The 19,903-nt window shown below is 66.7% G+C and carries 19 protein-coding genes; 12 read left to right on the top strand and 7 right to left on the bottom strand.

Features of this window, described 5'->3' with window-relative positions; all coding sequences use genetic code 11:
* Nucleotides 1-14 precede the first annotated feature (14 nt).
* Nucleotides 15-908, bottom strand: coding sequence for a shikimate dehydrogenase (locus DEH84_RS10705; RefSeq protein ID WP_109036840.1), 894 nt, complete (start codon nucleotides 906-908; stop codon nucleotides 15-17).
* 243 nt (nucleotides 909-1,151) lie between these two features.
* Between DEH84_RS10705 and DEH84_RS10710 the strand changes: the two genes are divergently transcribed.
* The 8 genes from DEH84_RS10710 (at nucleotide 1,152) to pcaCD (ending at nucleotide 9,470) form a co-directional block, all read left to right on the top strand.
* Nucleotides 1,152-1,862: a TetR/AcrR family transcriptional regulator gene (locus DEH84_RS10710; protein WP_109036841.1), complete on the top strand. Its 711-nt coding sequence runs from the start codon at nucleotides 1,152-1,154 to the stop codon at nucleotides 1,860-1,862.
* A gap of 185 nt (nucleotides 1,863-2,047) precedes the next feature.
* Entirely contained in the window at nucleotides 2,048-2,605 is a 558-nt protein-coding gene (locus DEH84_RS10715; RefSeq protein WP_109036842.1) for a TRAP transporter small permease, read from the top strand.
* A gap of 25 nt (nucleotides 2,606-2,630) precedes the next feature.
* Complete coding sequence (locus tag DEH84_RS10720) at nucleotides 2,631-3,911, top strand: TRAP transporter large permease subunit (protein WP_109036843.1); 1,281 nt, start codon at nucleotides 2,631-2,633, stop codon at nucleotides 3,909-3,911.
* Nucleotides 3,912-3,968: 57 nt separating this feature from the next.
* Complete coding sequence (locus DEH84_RS10725; protein WP_109036844.1) at nucleotides 3,969-4,982, top strand: TRAP transporter substrate-binding protein; 1,014 nt, start codon at nucleotides 3,969-3,971, stop codon at nucleotides 4,980-4,982.
* 9 nt (nucleotides 4,983-4,991) lie between these two features.
* On the top strand, nucleotides 4,992-5,426 hold the full coding sequence (gene aroQ / locus DEH84_RS10730; protein WP_109036845.1) for a type II 3-dehydroquinate dehydratase: 435 nt from the start codon (nucleotides 4,992-4,994) through the stop codon (nucleotides 5,424-5,426).
* Between the two features lie 79 nt (nucleotides 5,427-5,505).
* On the top strand, nucleotides 5,506-6,654 hold the full coding sequence (locus tag DEH84_RS10735) for a porin (RefSeq protein WP_109036846.1): 1,149 nt from the start codon (nucleotides 5,506-5,508) through the stop codon (nucleotides 6,652-6,654).
* Between the two features lie 180 nt (nucleotides 6,655-6,834).
* Nucleotides 6,835-8,208, top strand: a complete 1,374-nt coding sequence (gene pcaB / locus DEH84_RS10740; protein WP_109036847.1) for a 3-carboxy-cis,cis-muconate cycloisomerase — start codon at nucleotides 6,835-6,837, stop codon at nucleotides 8,206-8,208.
* Complete coding sequence (gene pcaCD / locus DEH84_RS10745) at nucleotides 8,205-9,470, top strand: bifunctional 4-carboxymuconolactone decarboxylase/3-oxoadipate enol-lactonase PcaCD (RefSeq protein WP_425429012.1); 1,266 nt, start codon at nucleotides 8,205-8,207, stop codon at nucleotides 9,468-9,470. Before pcaB ends, pcaCD begins: the two co-directional genes overlap by 4 nt.
* A gap of 106 nt (nucleotides 9,471-9,576) precedes the next feature.
* On the opposite strand, the gene pcaG is transcribed toward pcaCD, so the two are convergent.
* The 4 genes from pcaG to DEH84_RS10765 all read right to left on the bottom strand — a co-directional run bounded on the left by pcaG (nucleotide 9,577) and on the right by DEH84_RS10765 (nucleotide 12,859).
* Nucleotides 9,577-10,215: a protocatechuate 3,4-dioxygenase subunit alpha gene (pcaG, locus tag DEH84_RS10750; protein ID WP_109038338.1), complete on the bottom strand. Its 639-nt coding sequence runs from the start codon at nucleotides 10,213-10,215 to the stop codon at nucleotides 9,577-9,579.
* A gap of 14 nt (nucleotides 10,216-10,229) precedes the next feature.
* Nucleotides 10,230-10,991 (bottom strand): protocatechuate 3,4-dioxygenase subunit beta, encoded by a 762-nt coding sequence (gene pcaH / locus DEH84_RS10755; RefSeq protein ID WP_109036849.1) that lies wholly within the window; start codon nucleotides 10,989-10,991, stop codon nucleotides 10,230-10,232.
* A gap of 145 nt (nucleotides 10,992-11,136) precedes the next feature.
* Nucleotides 11,137-12,054: a LysR substrate-binding domain-containing protein gene (locus DEH84_RS10760; protein ID WP_109036850.1), complete on the bottom strand. Its 918-nt coding sequence runs from the start codon at nucleotides 12,052-12,054 to the stop codon at nucleotides 11,137-11,139.
* A 1-nt stretch (nucleotide 12,055) separates the two neighbouring features.
* Nucleotides 12,056-12,859, bottom strand: a complete 804-nt coding sequence (locus DEH84_RS10765) for an IclR family transcriptional regulator (protein WP_109036851.1) — start codon at nucleotides 12,857-12,859, stop codon at nucleotides 12,056-12,058.
* 227 nt (nucleotides 12,860-13,086) lie between these two features.
* Here DEH84_RS10765 and DEH84_RS10770 point away from each other — a divergent pair, with 227 nt between their 5' ends.
* The 4 genes from DEH84_RS10770 to xth all read left to right on the top strand — a co-directional run bounded on the left by DEH84_RS10770 (nucleotide 13,087) and on the right by xth (nucleotide 16,718).
* Entirely contained in the window at nucleotides 13,087-13,785 is a 699-nt protein-coding gene (locus DEH84_RS10770; RefSeq protein ID WP_109036852.1) for a 3-oxoacid CoA-transferase subunit A, read from the top strand.
* 24 nt (nucleotides 13,786-13,809) lie between these two features.
* Nucleotides 13,810-14,469 carry a 3-oxoacid CoA-transferase subunit B gene (locus DEH84_RS10775; RefSeq protein WP_109036853.1) on the top strand — a complete coding sequence of 220 codons (660 nt, stop codon included), beginning with the start codon at nucleotides 13,810-13,812 and terminating at the stop codon, nucleotides 14,467-14,469.
* A 32-nt stretch (nucleotides 14,470-14,501) separates the two neighbouring features.
* Nucleotides 14,502-15,707: a 3-oxoadipyl-CoA thiolase gene (pcaF, locus tag DEH84_RS10780; protein WP_109036854.1), complete on the top strand. Its 1,206-nt coding sequence runs from the start codon at nucleotides 14,502-14,504 to the stop codon at nucleotides 15,705-15,707.
* Between the two features lie 228 nt (nucleotides 15,708-15,935).
* A complete protein-coding gene (gene xth / locus DEH84_RS10785; protein WP_109036855.1) occupies nucleotides 15,936-16,718 on the top strand; it encodes an exodeoxyribonuclease III in 783 nt (260 codons plus the stop codon).
* 24 nt (nucleotides 16,719-16,742) lie between these two features.
* Here xth and mutY read toward each other — a convergent pair whose 3' ends face one another.
* Nucleotides 16,743-17,837 carry an A/G-specific adenine glycosylase gene (mutY, locus tag DEH84_RS10790; RefSeq protein ID WP_109036856.1) on the bottom strand — a complete coding sequence of 365 codons (1,095 nt, stop codon included), beginning with the start codon at nucleotides 17,835-17,837 and terminating at the stop codon, nucleotides 16,743-16,745.
* Entirely contained in the window at nucleotides 17,834-19,855 is a 2,022-nt protein-coding gene (locus tag DEH84_RS10795; protein WP_109036857.1) for a dynamin family protein, read from the bottom strand. Before DEH84_RS10795 ends, mutY begins: the two co-directional genes overlap by 4 nt.
* Nucleotides 19,856-19,903: the final 48 nt, after the last annotated feature.

The following is a 19,903-nucleotide window of genomic DNA, read 5'->3' on the forward strand; positions in this document are numbered from 1 at the left end:
GCGAAAAGCCGGGCTCAGCGATGCCCGATGAGGCTCAGGAAATGAGCCAGCATGCGTTCGGGATCGGCTTTCAGGCCCGTGACGAGCTCGAACGCCCCGATGGCCTGGCCGACAGCCATGCCGCCGCCGTCCACCGTACGGCAACCTTTGGCACGCGCAGCCTTGAGCAAGGCGGTTTCCAGCGGGAAGTAGACGACCTCGCTGACCCACATGGCGGGCTGCAACAGGTCGGCCGGCAGCGGCAGGCCAGGCAGCTTGTCCATGCCCGTGGGCGTGGCGTGGATGAGGCCGCTGGCCCCCGCCATCGCGCGGACCACATCTGCTTCAGCAAGAGCGCGCTCACCGCCGTAGCGCGCGTTCAGCTGGGCAGCCAGCTCGATCGCGCGGCGTGGGTCCTGATCGACCAGCACCAGCCGGCCCACGGCCATGCGCATCACGGCGTGTGCAATGGCGGCCCCCGCCCCGCCCGTTCCCAGCAGCACGACGCGAGACAGGTCTGCATCGGGCAGCGCGCGCTGAAAGCCCCACGCCCAGCCGGAACAATCGGTGTTGTGCCCCACCAGGCGACCGTCACGGTGCACCACCGTGTTGACTGCACCGATGGCCGCGGCCTCATCCGACAGCCCATCCAGCAAGGGAAGCACCGCCTGCTTGCACGGAAAGGTGATGTTCAGACCGGCATAGTTCATGGTGCGCGCCGCATCGATCAGGTTGGGCAGGGCATCCACGGTCGAGCCGGTGGTGTCCAGGTCGATGAGCTGGTAGTGCAGGCGCACACCATGCCGCCGGGCTTCTTCCTCCTGCATGGCGGGCGTCAGTGACTTCTGAATGCCCGAGCCGATCAACCCCATGAGGAGCTTGGTTGTGCTGGCCGCCGGGGCGAGCGCGTGTGCGAGGGATGCGTTCATGAGCAGACGGGAATGCGAGGAAACGAGGGGTTCGGGCGTTGCGTGGCGCCCTGAGAATAAGGCTGCACACAAATGTACTAACTAGTTCGTTTTATATCACGAGGGATTTCCCGAATCTGTCCTGGCCGGTCCGGTGAGCTTGAAGGAGCCTGCCGCAAGGCAGACCGGACGAGCCCTCGCCTGCCGCAGGCACAATCACGTCATCGTGTGCGCCACCCCGCCACGCGCACTTCCCGCCGTCACATGAGCAAGCCAGCCTCCATCTCCTCTGTCGCCCGCAGCCAGCCAGCCACTGCCGAGCGCACTGCCCCCCGCCGGGGACGCCCGCCCGCATCCGAGCGTGGCCCGGACGCCGATCACACGCGCCAGAACATCCTGGAAGTCGCCACCCGTGAGTTCGCAGACAAGGGCTTCAGCGGCGCGCGCATCGACGAGATCGCCGCCCTGACGCAGACGAGCAAGCGGATGATCTATTACTACTTCAACAGCAAGGAAGGCCTGTACATCGCGGTGCTCGAGCACGCGTACCAGCGGATCCGCCACATCGAGAGCGAGCTGCATCTGGAGGACCTCGCGCCAGAGGACGCCCTGCGCCGACTGGTCGAATTCACCTTCGACTATCAGGTCGGCAACCCCGAGTTCATCCGCCTGGTGATGAACGAAAACATGCACAGCGGCGAGTTCCTCGCCCAGTCCAGCCTGATCCAGCAACTCAATACCCCGGCCATCCTCGGGCTGTCGCAGGTGTACGAGCGGGGCTGCAAGGCCGGCGTCTTTCGCACCGGACTCGATCCCATCGACCTGCACATGTCCATCAGCGCGCTGTGCTTCTTCACGGTCTCGAACCGGCACACCTTCTCGCTGATCTTCAAACGCGATCTCGGCTCACCCGCCACCCAGGCCCTGCGCCGCGCCAACATCGTCGACATGATCGTGCGCTACGTTCGCGCCTGAACGGCGCGCTCCGCGCCCCCCCCGCACAGCCCACCACCGGTGGGCTTTTTATGTGCCTGTTTCACCCGTGCCGATCCGACCTTCCATTGACCTAGGGCAAACACCGATTACTAAACGAACTGGTTCGTACATTATTCGAACCCATCGGGGCAGCTGCGCCTTCCCCTCGTTTTCGGAGACCCCTGATGCAGATCTGGCTCGATCGCTATTGCAAGTTCCTTGACCTCCTGCTGGCCTTGCTGATGGCCGGCATGGTCATCCTCGTGTTCGGCAACGTGGTGCTGCGGTATGGCTTCAATTCCGGCATCACGATGTCGGAAGAGGTGTCACGCTGGCTCTTCATCTGGATGACGTTTCTTGGCGCCATCGTGCTGCTGAAGGACCGCAAGCACCTTGGTACCGACATGCTGGTGAGCCGCCTGCCCGCAAGCGGCAAGCGCGCCTGCCTCGTCGCCTCCCAACTGCTGATGCTGTACGTGTGCTGGCTGCTGTTCAAGGGCAGCCTGGACCAGGCCCAGATCAACCTCGATGTGGCCTCGCCCACCACCGGCACGTCCATGGCGGTGTTCTACGGGTGCGGCGTGGTGTTCGGCGCGTCGGCGGCGCTGTTCCTGCTGCGTGACCTGCTGCTGGCCATCACCGGTCGACTGTCTGAAGACGAGCTGGTGCAGACACAGGAATCGGAAGACATGAGTGCGGTCGAAGCCCAGCAGGCAGCCCACAAACACGCTCCCGCCAAGTAAGTCCGGCCCCTCGGAGACCCCTCACATGACGATCACCATCTTCCTGGGATCCCTGCTTGGCGCCATGGCGCTCGGCATGCCCATTGCCTTTGCCCTGCTGCTCAGCGGCGTGGCCCTGATGTACCACCTCGATCTGTTCGACGCGCAGATCCTCGCGCAGAACGTCATCAATGGCGCCGACAGCTTCACGTTGCTGGCCGTGCCCTTCTTCATGCTGGCCGGCGAGATCATGAACCACGGCGGGCTGTCGAAACGCATCGTGCATCTGGCCATGGCATTGGTCGGCCACGTGCGCGGCGGACTGGGCTACGTGGCCATTGTTGCAGCCTGCATGCTGGCCGCGTTGTCTGGCTCGGCCGTGGCCGACGCGGCTGCGCTGGGTTCGCTGCTGCTGCCCATGATGGTCGCAGCCGGACACGACAAGGGACGCTCCGGTGGACTGATCGCGTGCGCCGGTTGCATTGCTCCGGTGATCCCGCCTTCCATCGGGTTCGTGATCTTCGGCGTGGCCGCCAACGTGTCCATCTCCAAGCTCTTCATGGCCGGCATCTTCCCGGGCCTGATGCTGGGCGGCGCGCTGTGGTTCACCTGGTGGTGGCTGATGCGCAGAGAGCAGCTGACCCCTCCGCCGCGCAAGACGCGCGCCGAGGTCAAGGCGGCCCTCAAGGAGTCCGCCTGGGCGATGATGCTGCCCGTCATCATCCTGGTCGGCTTGCGCATGGGCGTCTTCACGCCGACCGAAGCCGCCGTGGTGGCCGCCGTGTACGCGCTGTTCGTTGCCACGGTGATCTACCGCGAGCTGTCGATCAAGGACCTGTACCCAATCTTCGTGACCGCCGCCCGCACCAGCGCAATCGTCATGTTCCTGGTCGCGGCCGCCATGGTGTCTGCCTGGCTGATCACGGTGGCCGATCTGCCCTCCAAGGTCATCGAACTCGTACAGCCCTTCATGGACAGCCCCACGCTGCTGATGATCGCCATCATGCTGCTCGTGATGGCCGTCGGCACGGCAATGGACATGACCCCGACCATCCTGATCCTCACGCCGGTGTTGATGCCGGTGATCAAGGCGGCCGGCATCGATCCCGTCTACTTCGGCGTGCTGTTCATCATCAACAACGCCATCGGGCTGGTCACGCCGCCCGTGGGCACGGTGCTCAACGTGGTGGCCGGCGTCGGCCGCCTGACGATGGACCAGGTGACCAAGGGCGCCCTGCCCTTCGTGGCCGCGCAGTTCAGCGTCATGTTCCTGATGGTTCTGTTCCCCTGGCTGGTCACCGTGCCGGCTCGCTGGTTCGGTGGCTGACCGCAGTCAGCAACCGGCCCTCTCTTCGCCCCCCACCCTTCCAACGGAGACACCCTCATGCGCAAGTTCGCGAAATTGCTCTGCACGGCCGCGGCCGTGTCCCTGCTGCCCCTGAGCGCCGCCATGGCCCAGATCAGCGAGCGCACGATCAAGTTTGCCTTTCTGAATCAGATGGACCACCCACAGGGGCTGGGTGCACAGAAGTTCGCCGAGCTGATCAAGCAGAAGAGTGGCGGCAAGCACACCGTCAAGCTGTTTGCGGGCGGTGCGCTGGGTGGCGACCTGCAGACCGTGTCGGCCCTTCAGGGCGGCACCGTCGAGGTGACCGTGCTGAATGCCGGACTTCTGGCCTCTCAGGTCAAGGAGTTCGCTGCGATGGACATCCCCTTCCTGTTCAACAACAGCAAGGAAGCGTTTGCCGTGATGGACAGCGACTTCGCCAAGCGCCTGCTCAACCGCCTGCAGGACAAGAACCTGGTCGGCCTGAGTTATTGGGATCTCGGCTTCCGGAACATGACCAACAGCAAGCGCCCGGTCACGAAGCTGGAAGACATCAGCGGCCTGAAGCTGCGCGTCCTGCAACTGCCGGTCTACATCGACCTGTTCAACACGCTGGGTGCGAACGCCGTACCCATGCCCTTCACCGAGCTGTATGCCGCGATGGAAACCAAGGCGGTGGACGGCCAGGACAACCCGGTCACGCTGATCCACAACTCCAAGTTCTACGAGGTGCAGAAGTACCTCACCCTCACCCGCCACACCTACAACCCGCAGGTCCTGATGGTGAGCAAGAAGTTCTGGGACAAGCTTTCCGCGCAGGAAAAGAAGGTGTTCGAGTCGGCCGCGGCCGAGGCGACGGCGTACCAGCGTCAGGTCTCGCTGGAGCGCGAAGCCTCGTCGCTCGAAGCCCTGAAGAAGGCGGGCATGCAGGTCAACGAGCTGAGCCCTGCCGAGCTGGCCCGGATCCGTGAGCGCATCAAGCCCGTCGTGGCCAAGGCCACGCAGAACATCGGCGACGCGATGCTGTCCGAGATGAATGCCGCCATCGCCAAGGTGCGCGGCGCCAAGTAAGGCGGGCCCATGATGAAGAAGATTCTCGTCCTCAATGGTCCGAACCTGAATCTCCTGGGTACGCGTGAACCGGCGGTGTACGGCGCCACCACGCTGCCCGAAGTGGAACAGCAGCTGATCGATCTAGGCCGCGACCACGGTGTGGAAGTGACCTGCTTCCAGAGCAACCACGAGGGCGCCCTGATCGACCGCATCCACCAGGCGCGCCTTGAAGGGGTGGACGGAATCCTCATCAACCCGGGCGGCCTCACCCACACCAGCGTCGCACTGCGTGATGCCCTGGCCGGCGTCGCCATTCCCTTCGTCGAAGCCCACATCTCGAACATCCACAAGCGGGAAGCCTTCCGGCATCACTCCTATCTGTCGGATGTGGCCATCGGCGTCATCTGCGGGCTTGGCACCCAGGGCTATCACCTGGCGCTGCAACACCTCATCGCCCGCTGAACGCGGGCACCTCGACCTCAACGCACGGGCCGAAGTGGCCGGGCCGTGTGCGTCCCTACGCCACTGAAGGAGCAAACTCATGAGTCAGAAACTCGCTCGCGTTTCCATCGTTGCCGCAACGGCCTTGCTGTGCGGCGCGGCCTTTGCCCAGACCTCCTCGGTCACGCTGTACGGCAGTCTGGATCAATACCTGAGCTACATGAAAAGCAGTTCGGGCAAGTCGCTGACCTCGTTGAACGATGGCTCGACGCTGCGCAGCCGCATCGGCTTCCGCGGCGTGGAAGAACTCGGAAACGGCCTGCAGGCCAAGTTCCAGCTGGAGCACGGCCTGTCGGCGGACTCGGGTGCCCAGGCCGACTCGGCCCGCTTCTTCGATCGCCAGGCCTGGATCGGCCTTGCCTCGCCCACCTATGGCGAATTCCGACTGGGCCGCCAGAACGGCATCGTCTTCGGCCGGGGCGATTTCATCGACTACAGCTCGCGCACGCTGGGCTCGATCGTCAACAATTTCGGCACCCCCTCGCGCTACGACAACGACATCTCGTGGCAGTCGCCGCGCTGGGCCGGCGTCATGCTGGAGGCCCATTACGCGCTGGGCGAAACCACCGCCGGCAGCGGCAAGCAGGCCATCTACCAGCTGGGCGTCGACTATGTGAACGGCCCCTTCCGCGTGGGCTATGCCGATATCACCGGCAAGGCCAACCCCAATTCGGCCGTGCGTGAGAACGTCATCTACCGCAACCTGTACGCCAACTACGACTACGGTCAGGGCAAGGTCTACCTGGTTGCCATCCGCAGCAACAACAGCACCAGTTCGACCACGACGAGCAACAACGGTGCGGCCATCATGAGCAACGTGGGTGGTCTGGTGAACGGCACCAACACCGCCACGAACCCAACCATTCAGGCCGACCTCCAGCGCTTCTACAACATCTTCCAGATCTCGGCCGATTACCGCATCACCCCGGCGCTGCGCCTCGGTGCGCTGTACGGCGTGATCAAGGACACGTCGGATTCGGGCCGCGACGCCAAGGGCGGCTCGGTGGGCGCCTATTACAGCCTCAGCAAGCGCACCACGCTGATGGCGATGTACGAATCGATGAGCAACGACACGAACGCCGGCTTCCGCCCCTCCGGCTCGGCGGGCGTGAACCCGAACTTCACGGGTGCCGACGTGAATGGCCAGCGTATCCACGGGATGCAGGTCGGTGTGATCCACCGCTTCTGAGGTCCCTCCCGGGGGCCGGTTGTCACGCTGCAATCGGCCCCCTGCCCCCCGGCCGCGAGACGCCCCCGCCCTGTGACACCCATCACAGGCAGACAGGTCTCGCGGCCTTTTTCATGCGCCCCTTTGCGTGCGCACTGCGCACTGCCTAACATGGGGCCCTGCAACCCTTGCGACACGCCTGTGAGCACCCTTTTGTTCGACCAGTTTCTTTCCACCGACGCCATGGCGGCGGTGTTCGACGGGCCGCACCTGCTGCAGTGCATGCTCGATTTCGAGGCCGCGCTCGCCGAGGCCGAGGCGGCTGAAGGACTGATCCCTCCCGCGGCGGCCCGCGTCATCCGCGACGCCTGCCAGATCGACGCATTCGACGTGGCCGAGATCGCGCGGGCCAGCCGGAGTGCCGGCAGTGTCGCCATCCCGCTGGTCAAGGCCCTCACGCAACGCACGGCCTCGCTCGACGCCGAGGCGGCGCGCCATGTGCACAAGGGCAGCACCAGCCAGGACGTGATCGACAGTGGCAACGCACTCGTCACGCGCGAAGCACTGGCCCTCATCGACGCCAGCCTGACCCGGCTGATTGACCGGCTGCAGGTGCTGGCCCGCGAGCACGCGGCCACGCCGGTTCTGGCTCGCACCCTGCTGCAGCCTGCCACCGTCACCACGCTGGGCTTCAAGATGCTGGGCTGGATCGCCCCGCTGCGACGCAGCCGCGACGCCCTCACCGAGCTGGCAGACAGCGCCCTGGCACTGCAACTCGGCGGCGCCGTGGGCACGCTCTCTGCGCTGGGCGACAAGGGGCCGGCCGTGGCACGTCGCATGGCGCAGTCGCTGGGTCTGGCCCTGCCGGATGGCTGCTGGCACACCCAGCGCGACAGCTGGATGCGTCTTGGCGCCGAAGTCGGCATCCTGACCGGCACACTGGGCAAGATCGCCACCGACCTGGCACTGATGGCACAAGGCGAAGTGGGCGAACTCGCCGAGCCTTCGGGCGGCGGCCGCGGTGGCTCGTCGGCCATGCCGCACAAGCGCAACCCTGTCTCATCGATGATCGCGCTCGCTGCCGCACACCGCGCGCCAGCCCGCGTCGGTGCGCTGCTGGGCTGCATGGCGCAAGCACACGAACGCGGCCTGGGTGACTGGCAGGCCGAGATGGCCGAGTGGCCCGGCCTGTTCCTGGGAGCACATGGTGCGCTGGAGGCCCTCAACGAAGCCTTCGCTGGCCTGCAGGTCGACACGGACCGCATGCGCGCCAACATCGATGCGCTGCTGGGGCTGGTCTTCGCTGAAGCGGCCAGCGCCGTGCTCGCTCAAGCCATCGGCCGCGCAGACGCGCACCACGAAATGGAAGCCCTCTCACGTGAAGCCGTGGCGTCGCGCACCCACCTGCTGGCTCTCACCCTCGCCCGTGTGCAGGCCAGCGACGCCCTGCGTGACCACGTTGACGAGGCCTCACTGCGGCGGGCCTTCAGTCCGGACCACGCCGCCCGACACGCCGCCGAGCTGGCTCGCCAGCACCTTGCCAACCTGCCCTCTTCCTCTGACCCTCGAGCCTGACCATGACTGCATACGACCACGATCTTCAGCGCGGCCTTCGCAACCGCCGCAGCGTCCTGGGCGACGCCTGGGTGGACCGCTCGCTCAACGGCGCCACGGCCCTCACCGCCGAGTTCCAGGGCTTCATCAGCCGCTACGCGTGGCACGAGGTCTGGGGACGCCCCGGGCTTGATCACCGCACCCGTCGCATCATCGTGCTGGCCATCACCACCGCGCTGGGGCGCTGGGAAGAGTTCCAGCTGCACATCCGCGCTGCCTTGACGGGCGATGACCCGGCCTCGCGCCTCACGGTGGACGACATCAAGGAAGTGCTGATCCAGTCCGCCATCTACGCGGGCGTGCCCGCCGCCAACACGGCTTTCGCCGAAACCGTGAAGATCCTGCGTGAACTCGGCCCCGAGTTCGCACCCTGGCTGGAGCAGCTGGACGTGCACACCGTGGCGCACCCGGGTGTGGGTGCCAGCCGCTTCACCAAGACCACCCCCAGCCTGCACTACACCGTGCGCGAGCCGCGCAATGGTCAGGCACCGCGCCGCACCATCGTGCTCAGTCACGCGCTCGGTTGCGACGTCATGATGTGGGACCACCTGGCCAACGTGCTGGCCTGGGACAACCGTGTCGTCTGCTATGACCACCGCGGCCATGGCCTCAGCGAGGTGCCTGCCGGTCCGTACACGATGCAGGACCTGTGCGACGACGCGGCCCGCCTGATCGACGAAATCGGCGGCCCGGTCACCTTCATCGGCCTGTCGATGGGCGGCATGGTTGGACAGGAACTGGCCCTGCAGCACCCTGACAAGGTGCAGGCTCTCGTGCTGGCCAACACGACCAGTGGCTACCCGGCCGAAGCCCAGGCCGGCTGGGCGCAACGCATTGCCGCCATCGAATCCGGCGGGCTGGAAGGCATCGTCGACGGCGCCATGCAGCGCTGGTTCCATGACGGCTTCCGCGCCGCGCAGCCCGCCACCGTGGCACGCTGGCGTCAGCGTGTGGTCACGTGCGATGCACGTGGCTACATCGCCACCTGCCAGGCCATCAGCCAGATCGACACCACCGCCCGCCTGGGTCAGCTGAAGGTGCCCGTGCTGGTGATCGCCGGCGAACTGGACATGGGCACCCCGCCCGCCATGGCCAAGACCATCGCCCAGGCCACCCCCGGCGCCACGCTGGTGGTGCTGCCCGAGGCCTCTCACCTGAGCGTGCTGGAACAACCCGAGTCGTTCACGGCCTGCGTGCGCGACTGGCTGGCCGGCCTCGCCTGATCGCACGGCCCCACAGAACAAAAAGGCCCCGCGGCATGGTTGCCCCGGGGCCTTTGTGCATCACGGAGCAGGCTTGTGGCCCGCCCCCTGCTTTGCTGTTCACCGATCAGATGTCGAAGAACACGGTCTCCTTGCCACCATCCGGGGTGTCCTGAATGCGGATGTCGAAGCGATAGACCACCTCGCCGTCGCGCACCTCACGGCGGGCCTTCAGCGTGTCGCGCCGCACCACCCATTCGATGCCATTGAGCACCGGGTCCTTCGCATTCGCGTCGGTCTCGTCCTCGAAGTACAGGCGAGTGTGCAGGCCGATGTTGATGCCGCGGGCAAACAGCACGAGACAGATGTGAGGTGCCTGCTCGCGGCCATCGGGATGGCTGACCTTGCCGGGCTTGATCGTCTCGAAGGTGTAAACCCCCGTGTCGAAATCGGCACCGGTTCGGCCCCAGCCGCGAAATGCGGGATCCAGCGGCTTGTTCTGGCGGTCTGCCGGGTGGGCGTATTTGCCCGCTGCATTGGCCTGCCAGACCTCGATCAGCACGTCCCGCAACAGCGAACCGGTGCCGTCGTACACGCAGCCCTCGATGCGGATGCGTTCGCCCTGTGTCTCGGGCTGAACCAGCACGTTGCCGAAGTTGTTCTCGAAGATTTCGAAGCCGGCCTGGCGCGGCGCCAGCCCGATGTGAACATAGGGGCCACCGGTCTGCGACGGGGTCTCGTTGAACTGGGTCAGAAGTGTCGTCATGGTGCAGCCCTCGCTCACTTGTTCTCGAACCAGGTGGCACGGCGGCCACGCAGCGTGATGTCGAAGCGGTAGCACAGGCTGTCCATCGGCACGGCCTGCTCACGATCCAGCTGGGCGATCAGGCTGCGGATCTGGCTTTCGCTCGGAATGGTCTTGATGATCGGACAGTGCGGGATCAACGGGTCGCCCTCGAAGTACAGCTGCGTGATCAGACGCTGGACCCAGCCATCGCCACTGATGGAGTAGTGGATGTGGGCCGGACGCCACTCGTTGATCCGGTTGCGCCACGGATAGGGCCCGGGCTTGATCGTGCGGTAGACGTAATGGCCGTTCTCATCGGTCAGCATGCGGCCGCAGCCACCGAAATTGGGGTCGAGCGAGCCGAGGTACTGGTCTTTCTTGTGGCGATAACGACCGGAAGCGTTGGCCTGCCACACTTCCACCAGCGCCCCCTTGACCGGGCGGCCGAACTCGTCACGCACGAAGCCGTGCACGACGATGCGCTCGCCGATGGGCAGCCCATCCTTGGCGAAGTTGGTGATCAGGTCGTTGTCTTTCGGGCCCAGTTCGGCCGGCGTGAACACCGGACCGGTGATCTCCGACAGCGTGGCGAAATTCGAGATGAGCGCATTGCGCGGTGAACGCAGCACGCTGGTCTTGTAGCCCGGGGTCAGGGCCGGCGGATGGGCTTCGCTGTTGCGCTGACCGAAGTAGCCGTGGGCTGTCAGGTCAGGCGACAGGGCGCCGCTCGCGGGGGGCAGGAGGATGTCGCTCATGGTCTCGCTCGGTGTGAGGGGGAGTGAACTGCATCCGACCAGGAGGTGTCGGTGCATGGGCGGCACTGTAGGCAGCGCCCCCCGAGCAGACAATTGAAGAATCGTCCCGACAGCCATTACCGCCGGCTATACCAAGGGGCAACCCTCAGAGGGCGTCCGGCCGGCCGTCATCGGCCAGCTCGTGCATCAGCGCCGACAGCAACGCGATCTGCCCTCCCCCATGCGCCGCGGCCGTGAACAAGCCGATGGCTTCATCCGGCGCCCCACGCAAAGCGCGCACCGCGAGGGTCCCGCGCGCTACCTCGTCACGCACGGCGCTCAGCGGGGTGAACCACACGGCGTCGACGTCCAGCACCAGCGTCCGCGCCAGCTCGGGCGTCAGCGTTTCCACCACACCGGCCACGGGCTCGGCGCCGATGCCATGAAGAAACCCGTCTGCGGCCTGACGAATGGCGGTGCCCGGCACGGCGAGCACCACCAGTGCGTCCAGCCGTTGCCAGTGCATCCAGGGCTGCTGGCTCAATCGGTGATCCGGGCGCATGGCGACCACCAGCGGCTCGCCCCATAGCGGCTCGAAGCGCAAGTTCATCATCCTGTCCGGCTCGGCCAGCCGTCCCAGCACGGCATCCAGCTCACCGCGTTGCAGCTGTGACAGCAACTCACCGTTGCGGCCGTGCACCACGCGCACCGTACCCGGGCCTGCGCGCTCACGCCAGGCAAGCACCAGCCTGGCCAGCCAGCCGGCCGGCATTGAGGGCAGCACCCCCAGCCGCATCAGCCCGCCCTGGGGCTGTGTCACGCTGCCCAGCGCCTGCTCCAGGGCGAACACCCCCTGCTGGGCGTGCCGCACGAACAGTTCGCCAGCGGGCGTCAGGCGCACGCCCTGGCGCTCCCGCACCATGAGCGCCTGGCCCACGATGTCCTCCAGCTCCTTGATGGTCTTCGTGACCGCGGGCTGGGTGACGGCCAGCGACTCGGCCGCGGCCCGCATGTTGCCGTGACGGGCGCAGGCCAACAGGCAGCGCACATGTTGCAGTCGGACCCTGTGCAGCAGGTTCGACATGTCAGGCGGCCATCATGGCGCTGATGCGCTCGGCGGCAGACAGCAGCCTGGGCAGGTAGTGGCTCAGCATGTGATCCACCGTGGTGTGCTGCGCCTGCCCGCTCACGTTGACGGCCGCCACCACGCGCCCGCCCCGGTCGCGGATCGGAGCGGCCAGCGACAGCAGCCCGAGCTCCAGCTCCTGGTCGATCAGGGCCCAGCCCTGTCGGCGCACACGCGCCAGCACATCCAGCAGCTCATCGGCCTGCGTGACGGTGTGCGGCGTGCGCGCAGTGAGCGTCATGCCGGCCACGCGGCGTGCCCGCTCGTCCTCGGGCAATGCGGCCAGCAACACCCGCCCCATGGAGGTGCAGTACGCCGGCAGCCGGGTGCCCACGCCCAGGTTGATCGACATGATGCGATGGGCCGGCACACGCACCACATAGACGATGTCGCTGCCGTCCAGCACCGCAGCCGAAGACGACTCGCGCAACTCGCGAGTGAGCTCTTCCATCACCGGCTGGGCCAGGTGCCACCAGGGCTGTGCGCTCAGGTAGGCAAAGCCCAGCTCCAACACCCGAGGCGTGAGGCGGAACAGCCGCCCGTCCTGCTCGACATAGCCCAGCGTCTGCAAGGTCAGCAAGATGCGGCGCGCACCGGCACGGGTCAGCCCCACCCGCTCGGCGCACTCTGAAAGCGTCTGCGCTGGCGCATCGACCCCGAAGCTGCGCAGCACCTCCAGCCCGCGTGCGAACGACTGGACGTAGCTGTCGCTGGGGCGCGGCGGCTCAGTGGTGACCTGCGTGGGCTCTTCGTGCAATGGCATCAACGGGACTCCGAGGAGGGGTCGTCACGGGCAAAACCGTGCGGCAAGCGAACAGACGGCGTTTTGGCGAGCGTAGCCGATTGACAGCGCCATGCGGCCCGCGTAAGCTCAAACTGTTCTACCAACGAATTCTTGTTCGTTATTAGAACACACCAAGAGGCCGGGCACAAGACCCGGGGCCCCTGACCGGCGTGCGCCCCGGCCGCGCCCTCACCGAGAGACACGAGATGATCGACAAGATTGTGGCCACGCCCGCCGAGGCACTGGCCGACATCCGCGACGGCGCCACCGTCATGATTGGCGGCTTCGGCACGGCTGGCCAGCCCAATGAACTGATCGACGCCCTGATCGAGACGGGTGCCAAGGATCTGGTCATCGTCAACAACAACGCCGGCAACGGCGACACCGGCCTGGCCGCACTGCTCGCCAAGAAGCGCGTGCGCAAGATCATCTGCTCCTTCCCCCGCCAGGCCGACAGCCACCACTTCGACGCGCTGTACCGCGCCGGCGAGATCGAGCTGGAACTCGTGCCTCAGGGCAACCTGGCCGAGCGCATCCGCGCCGCGGGCGCCGGCATCGGCGGGTTCTTCACGCCCACGGGCTACGGCACCGAGCTGGCCAAGGGCAAGGAAACGCGCGAGATCAACGGAAAAATGTATGTGCTCGAGTCGCCCATCCACGCCGACTTCGCCCTGATCAAGGCCGAAAAGGGCGACCGCTGGGGCAACCTCACCTACCGCATGACGGCCCGCAACTTCGGCCCGATCATGGCCATGGCCGCCAAAACCACCATCGCCACCGTGCACGAGATCGCCGAACTCGGCTCGATCGACCCGGAAACCGTCGTCACGCCCGGCCTGTTCGTGCAGCGCGTCGTGAAGATCGACCGCGTGGCCACCTCGGCCGGCGGCTTCAAGCGCGCCTGAACGCCATCACACAAGGATCACCCCATGAGCCAGGAACAAAGCTACACCCGCTGGACCCGTGACCAGATGGCCGCCCGCGTCGCGCAGGACATCCCCGACGGCGCCGTCGTCAACCTCGGCATCGGCCTGCCCACCGCCGTGGCCAACCACCTCTCGGCCGACAAGGAGGTCGTGCTGCACTCCGAAAACGGCGTCATCGGCATGGGCCCCGCGCCGAAGGAAGGCGAAGAAGACTTCGACCTCATCAACGCCGGCAAGCAGCCCGTCACGCTGCTGCCGGGCGGCTGCTTCTTCCACCACGCCGACAGCTTCGCGATGATGCGCGGCGGCCACCTCGACGTGTGCGTGCTGGGTGCCTTCCAGGTGTCGGCCAGCGGCGACCTCGCCAACTGGCACACCGGCGCACCGGACGCCATTCCCGCCGTGGGCGGCGCGATGGACCTCGCCATCGGCGCCAAGAAGACCTACGTGATGATGGAGTACCTGACCAAGAAGGGCGAAGCCAAGCTGACCCCGACCTGCACCTACCCCATCACCGGCATCGGCTGCGTCAGCCGCCTCTACACCGACCTGGCCGTGATCGACCTGGTGAATGGCGAAGCCCGCGTGCTGGACCTGGCCCCCGGCCTCACGTTCGAGGCCCTGCAGGCCATGACCCCCGGCGTCACGCTGACGCAAGCCTGACCCACCGGCCAGACCGCCCCCGAGGAGACCCCATGACTCAACACGCCTACATCTGCGACGCCCTGCGCACCCCCTTCGGCCGCTACGGCGGAAGCCTCTCCGGCGTTCGCGCCGACGACCTGGGCGCCGTGCCGCTGAAGGCCCTGGCCGCCCGCCACCCGCAACTCGACTGGGACGCGTTTTCCGACGTCATCTACGGCTGCGCCAACCAGGCCGGTGAAGACAACCGCAACGTGGCCCGCATGTCGCTGCTGCTGGCCGGCCTGCCGTTGACCCTGCCTGGCTCCACCGTGAACCGCCTGTGCGGTTCGGGCATGGACGCCATCGGCACCGCCGCCCGCGCCATCAAGTCCGGCGAAGCCGAGCTGATGCTGGCCGGCGGCGTCGAAAGCATGAGCCGCGCGCCCTTCGTGATGCCCAAGGCCACGTCGGCCTTCGCCCGTGAGAACGCGGTGTACGACACCACCATCGGCTGGCGCTTCGTGAACCCGCTGATGAAGCAGCTCTACGGCGTCGACTCGATGCCCGAGACGGCCGAAAACGTCGCCACCGACTTCAGGATCAGCCGCGAAGACCAGGACAAGATGGCCCTGGCCTCGCAGATGAAGACAGTGGCCGCACAGAAGGCCGGCTTCTTCGACAGCGAGATCACGCCGGTCACGATTCCGCAGAAGAAGGGTGACCCGATCGTCGTGAGCAAGGACGAGCACCCGCGCGAGACCACGATGGAAGCGCTGGCGAAGCTGCGCGGTGTGGTGCGCCCCGATGGCACTGTGACCGCCGGCAACGCCTCGGGCGTGAACGATGGCGCCTGTGCGCTGATTCTCGCCAGCGAAGGCGCCGCCGCGCGCCAGGGCCTGACCCCGCGTGCCCGCATCGTCGGCATGGCCACGGCCGGTGTCGCCCCGCGCATCATGGGCATCGGCCCGGCGCCGGCCACCGTGAAGGTGCTGGCCCAGACCGGCCTGAAGCTCGAACAGATGGACGTGATCGAGCTGAACGAAGCCTTTGCCGCACAGGGCCTGGCCGTGCTGCGCGAACTGGGCCTGCGTGACGACGATCCGCGTGTGAACCCCAACGGTGGCGCCATTGCCCTGGGCCACCCGCTGGGCGCCAGCGGCGCACGCCTGGTCACCACCGCGGTCAACCAGCTGCACCGCACCGGCGGCCGCTATGCGCTGTGCACCATGTGCATCGGCGTCGGCCAGGGCATCGCCCTCATCGTCGAGCGCGTGTAAACGCACCGACCACAGATACCGTTCGGACGGAACGGCGGCCCTGCGCGGACCGCCCTCACAGGCGGGGCGCGCAGGGTCTTTACGGGGCTGAATGGGGCCCCTTTTTTGCGTCTGTGGCATCCGCATCGCGGAATGAGGTCACGGCCGCCGCGTTCACCGCCAGCGGACATTCCCGCTACAGTGGCGGGCTGTGCCACCGGCACGCACCGACCGCTCCCCGCTCACACCATGCTCAAGCTCGCCACCTGGAACGTCAACTCGCTCGCCGTCCGCCTGCCCCAGCTCCTCGACTGGCTGGCCGCCAACCCGGTCGACGCCCTCGTGCTCCAGGAAACCAAGCTCACCGACGATAAATTCCCGCATGCCGAACTGGCCGCCGCCGGCTACCAGGCCCAGTGGTTCGGTCAGAAAACCTACAACGGCGTGGCCCTGCTCACGCGCACCGAATCCACCGACATCGTGCGCAACATCCCCGGCTTCGCCGACGAGCAGGCCCGCGTGATCGCCGGCACGCTGGGCCAGACCGAGCTCGGCCCCGTGCGGGTCATCGGCTGCTACTTCCCCAATGGCCAGGCACCCGGCAGCGACAAGTTCGCCTACAAGATGGGCTGGCTCAACGCCCTCGAAGCCTGGCTGCGCGATGAGCTCGCACAGCATCCGCAGCTCGTGCTCATGGGCGACTTCAACATCGCCCCCACCGACGCCGACGTCTACGACCCGGTCGGCTGGAAGGACCAGATTCACTGCACGGTCGAAGAGCGCGCCCACTTCCAGCAACTGCTCGATCTGGGCTTCGTCGACGCCTTCCGCCAGTTCGAGCAGCCACCCAAGCCCTGGAGCTGGTGGGACTACCGCAACCTGGCCTTCCGCAAGAACCAGGGCCTGCGCATCGACCACATCCTCACCAGCACGGTGCTCACCCCGCGCCTGCAGGCCTGCACGATCGACAAGGCGCCGCGCAAGAACGAACGCCCGAGCGACCACGCCCCGGTCATCGTCACGCTCGCCTGAGCGCTTCCGCGGCCGAGCAGAAGCTCAACCCACGAGCCAGCGCTTCACCGGCGCAGGCAGGCCCCAGTTCGCCAGCTCGTTGAGGGGCACCCACCGCCCCGACGGAACCCGGGCCTTGAGCGCTTCGGCCAACACACTCGCCTCCAGCGCATCGTTCAGCACCAGCCGCCGCGGGTTGAGCCACCAGTCCAGGTGCGTGAGCACGTGCTTGCTGCGCGGCTGGGCTTCGGCCCGTCCAGCCAGCGCCCCCAGCAGCGACTGCAGATCCGCTTCGCTTTCCAGCAGGGGCAAGGTCCACAAACCGCCCCACACGCCGGTTTCCGGCATCTGCTGCAGCCACACCTGTGCCTGCCACTCCAGCCACGGCAGCCAGCTTTCGCGCTCGCCCCGCACCAGCTTGCGGCCCTTCACCGGAAACCGCTCGGGGTCACCGTCCCTGCGGCCCAGGCACAAGTCAGACCACGGGCAGGTCAGGCAGGCCGGCTTGCGCGGCGTGCACAGCGTCGCCCCCAGGTCCATCAGGCCCTGCGTGTAGGCCGGCATGTCCTCGGCGCGCTCTGGCAGCACCTGCTGCGCCGCCGCCCAAAGCGCCCGCTCGTGGCCCTTCACAGAGAGGTCTTCCCCCCAAGCCAGCACCCGCCCCAGCACACGCTTGACGTTGCCATCCATGATCGAGATGCGCTCGTTGAAGCAGAACGATGCAATGGCCGACGCAGTCGAAGGCCCGATTCCGGGCAAGGTCTGCAACACGGCCGCGGTGTTCGGAAAGACCCCGCCATGCTCCGCCACCACAGCCTGCGCACAGCGATGCAAGTTGCGCGCGCGGCTGTAATAGCCCAGCCCGGCCCACAGGGCCATCACTTCATCCTGCGGCGCAGCAGCCAGCGCCGCCACATCCGGGAAGCGCGTCAGGAAACGGTCGAAATAGCCGAGCACCGTGCTCACCTGCGTCTGCTGCAGCATGATCTCCGACAGCCACACGCGGTACGGGTCCTGCACTTTCTGCCAGGGCAGATGATGCCGCCCCTCCAGTCGTTGCCAGGCCACCAGTCGCTCGGCCAGCACCGGGCTCACCTGCTGCGCGTCCCGCAGCAGGTCGTCTGCAGTGCGAACACTCATGCGCTGGTCGACGGGGCCGAATCTGCCAGCAAGGCCGGCTCGGTGCTGAGGTTGAGATCCAGATTCAGCCCAGGCAACCCGGCCGCGGCCGACAGCCCGCCTGCGCTCTGCGCCTGCTGCACCAGTTCGTCCACCAGCACGCCAAGACGGGTCTGCAACTGCAGCACGCGCTCGTCCTGGGCCTGCACTTCCTGCAGCCGGTTATCCAGCTCGGTCGAGGCGGTCTGGATGCGATCCAGCGACTCGTAGCGCCGCTTGAAATTGCGCCGCCGCTCGCGCAGCTGGCTGTCCACCTGTGCCGAGGCGGTCTTGTTCCACAGCTCGATGTCGTTGCTCACCGTCTCGAAGACCACGCGCAAACGCGAGATCAGCATGCGGCGGAACTGCTCCTGGAAACCGGGTTGCGCCAGCCGGAAGGCCTGGCTCAGGCCGAGATACTGAACGTAGTTGCGCTCGATGAGGTTCAGGTCGTCGGTGTACTTGCGCACATCGACCGGCTTGTCGGCCACGAGGCTGAAGCCGAATTCGGCATTGAGCTTGGCAAACGAGGCCACCAGCATCGCGTGCACCTCGTCGTTGCGCTGCTGGGCCTGTTCGATCAGGCCGCGCAGCCGCGCGCACAATTCGATGAAAGCCTTGCGCGCGCCCAATGGCAGCCACGAGCCGCCCAGCACCTGCTGCAGCACTTCCACCTCGGCACGCAGCCGGTCGGACGAGAGCTCGCGCAACACGTCCTTCATCATGCGGGCGTGCACGCTGCGCATGGCTTGCAGGCGGGCCGTGCATTGTTCGAACTCGGTCGCCTCGGCCTGAACCCGCTGCAGCATCAGCTGCACCTTGCCGGAGCTCTTGCCGCGCAGGCCGCGCAGTTCGAGCAGCTGGTCGGCGTACAGACGGCGCATCTCGCCGAAGCGGCGCTGCAGCTGCTGCTGGAACCGCAGCGCGCCGGCCACCGAGGCCTCGGCCAAGTTGTCACGCCGGCGCGGCAACAGGCCGTCCGACAGCGCATGCTCGAACGCTTCGAGCCGGCTGGCCGCCATGCCCGACGCATCACCCGACAGGCGCGAAGTCAGCGCCAGGCGTGCCGAAATGGGAAACACATGGTCAGCCGGGATCTCGAGCGTCTGGGCCACGCTCTCGCGCTGCCGGGCGATGACGGCCTCGACTTCGGCCGGCGTGCTCAACGGGTCGACCAGCGTGTCGATCTTGTTCAGCGCCACGTAGCGGGCCAGCGCCGGGCCGGAAAGGTGGTCACGCCAGATGCTGAGATCCGAGCGTGTCACGCCCGTGTCCGCGCCCAGGATGAACACCGTGGCATGCGCCTGTGGCAGCAACCCCAGCGTCAGTTCCGGCTCCGTACCGATGGCATTCAGGCCCGGCGTATCGAGCACCACCAGGCCCCGTTTGAGCAGCGGATGCGGCAGGTTGATCCGCGCATGACGCCAGACGGGCACCTCGACCAGATCTTCTGCCTGCAGCGGCGGGTTGTCGTCAGGCCGCTCGTCGTCCCAGAAACCGAGCCGTGCAGCCTCATCCTTCGACACCAACCGCGTCCGCACCACCTGGGCCAGCGCCTGCGCCATGCCGTCGGGGTTCTGCAGATCCAGCTCAATCCAGGTCCAGGCCGCGCGGCGGGTGCGGTACTCGGTCAGCGAAGTCGGCTCCAGACGCGTCTCGATCGGAAGCAGCGACAGCCCCACCGGGTCTTCCGCGTCGTAGCCCAGCTCGACCGGGCACATCGTGGTGCGCCCAGCCGATGCCGGCATCATCCGCCGCCCCTTGTCCGAAAAGAAGATGGCGTTGATGAGTTCCGACTTCCCGCGCGAGAACTCGGCCACAAACGCCACCATGAGCTTTTCGCCCGACAGGCGATGCCGCATGGCCTCGAACCACTCGGCCGAGGCGTCGTCGAGCAGATCGTGCTCGCGAGCAAAACGCGCGAGCGAGGCCAGACGGGCGTCGGTGTCGGCGCGCCACTGGCCCAGGGCGTCAAGGTGGCTGGCAAAAGTCGGCATCATGCGGTCATCCTAGCGCAAGCGCCCCTCCCGCGGGCAAACCAAAAGGCT

Source organism: Aquabacterium olei, from assembly GCF_003100395.1.
GTDB lineage: Bacteria > Pseudomonadota > Gammaproteobacteria > Burkholderiales > Burkholderiaceae_C > Aquabacterium > Aquabacterium olei.